The sequence below is a fragment of the Psychrobacter sp. 1U2 genome (assembly GCF_051847575.1).
In genome coordinates this window covers 1-1,478 of the sequence record NZ_JBPYDC010000189.1, presented here as the reverse complement: position 1 = coordinate 1,478, position 1,478 = coordinate 1, and the positions used below count along the sequence as shown (strand labels likewise).

The window sequence follows — 1,478 nt, the reverse complement described above, 5'->3', positions numbered from 1 at the left end:
TTCAATGATTTTTGCTAAAGATGAGGCATTACTCAAACAAATCAGCCAGCAGCAGAATTTAAATGATGAGTATGAGCTCAATTTATTTGCCTATACCGTGATGCAAAGCGCCTATGAAGAGGGCGAGGAGTGGCTTGAACAAGCACTTGCTTATATTGAAAAAAACATTGAGTTAACACTAGACTTTTTAGCAGGTCATTTGCCTGACATTAAGGTCATGCGTCCAGAGGCGTCGTATTTAATCTGGCTTGATTGCTCGGCATATGGGCAAGATGATCAAATGCTGTATGACAAGCTGCGCGATGCTAAAGTTGAGCTCAATGCGGGTATTAAATATGGCGATGAGGGGTATCTTAAAATGCGCCTTAATGTGGCGTGTCCTGAAGCGCTATTGCGAGAAGGGTTGAATCGTATTTATACGGCTTTTAGTGATGTCGTTAAGGACTCATAAAGCTGGCAAGAAATTCGTTTCATTAGCACTGTTTCTGTTTTTGCCTTTATATCTAGCTCTGTTGCTAGCCCATTTTTAAAGTAGATTAATTATCATAGATAAAAACAGCAAAAAGGCTGGGCTACCAACGTAGCCCAGCCTTTTAATTTGATTTTTTAGAAAAAGCTTAAATACAGTCACTTTCGATTAGCTACTTCTCATTTCCGTTGTTTTTAGCGTTCACAGCGTTTTCAGTATCCTCGCGCATTTGCTCCCATTCTTCATGTTGATGCATGATTGAGCCTTCAAGTGATACTGAGGTTTCCCCTACTTCCCACGGCGCATTATCAGGCAGCTCTTCGATATGAATGGTTTTTATATTGTAATCAGGCTGATAAGCGAGATCATAACGCGCAGCTTTAATGACCGAGACCATCATCATCGAGAGAATGATAATGAGCGGCGCACCAGCGATAATAGAAGCAGTCTGCAAGGTTTGCAGGTCTCCTAAGAACATTAAAATCGCGGGCAATAAACACAATGTGAATGCCCAAAAGAGACGATTCCAACGGTGCGGTTCATCATCGACTTCTCGTTGTACCACGGACGCCAAGATATAAGAGATAGAGTCAAAGGTAGTAGCAGTAAAGATAGTAGCTAAAAAGGTAAAGATAGCGATGACTACATAAGACATCGGCAAGCTATTTAAGATAGCGAAGATGGCCGCAGTGGGCGACTCATTATTTAGGACAGCCACCACATCGACAACGCCTGTCAATTGTAGATATAGACCATAGTTACCCAAGATAATCATAAACATCGCACAGCCAAGCGAGCCATAGAACATCGACCCCAAGACCATATTACGTATCGTGCGCCCTCTCGAGATTTTGGCAATGAACAGCCCGATAGTCGGTGCAAATACCAACCACCATGCCCAATAAAAAACGGTCCAATCTTGCGGAAAGGTGGTGTGTTCAAAGCCGAACTGTTGGAAGTCTTTGAAGGGTTCTATATAAGTCATCATACGCGGCATTTCGGTGAGAGA

2 protein-coding genes are annotated in these 1,478 nt (G+C 42.6%); one reads left to right on the top strand and one right to left on the bottom strand.

Translation table 11 applies throughout. The features are described 5' to 3' along the window. Nucleotides 1-451, top strand: a 451-nt coding sequence (locus ACS8FD_RS14350) for a beta C-S lyase family protein (RefSeq protein WP_459252130.1), incomplete at its 5' end; no start/stop codon positions are given. 190 nt (nucleotides 452-641) lie between these two features. Here the strand turns inward: ACS8FD_RS14350 and ACS8FD_RS14345 are convergent. Next, a partial coding sequence (locus ACS8FD_RS14345) for a BCCT family transporter (protein ID WP_439276355.1) occupies nucleotides 642-1,478 on the bottom strand: 837 nt, incomplete at its 5' end.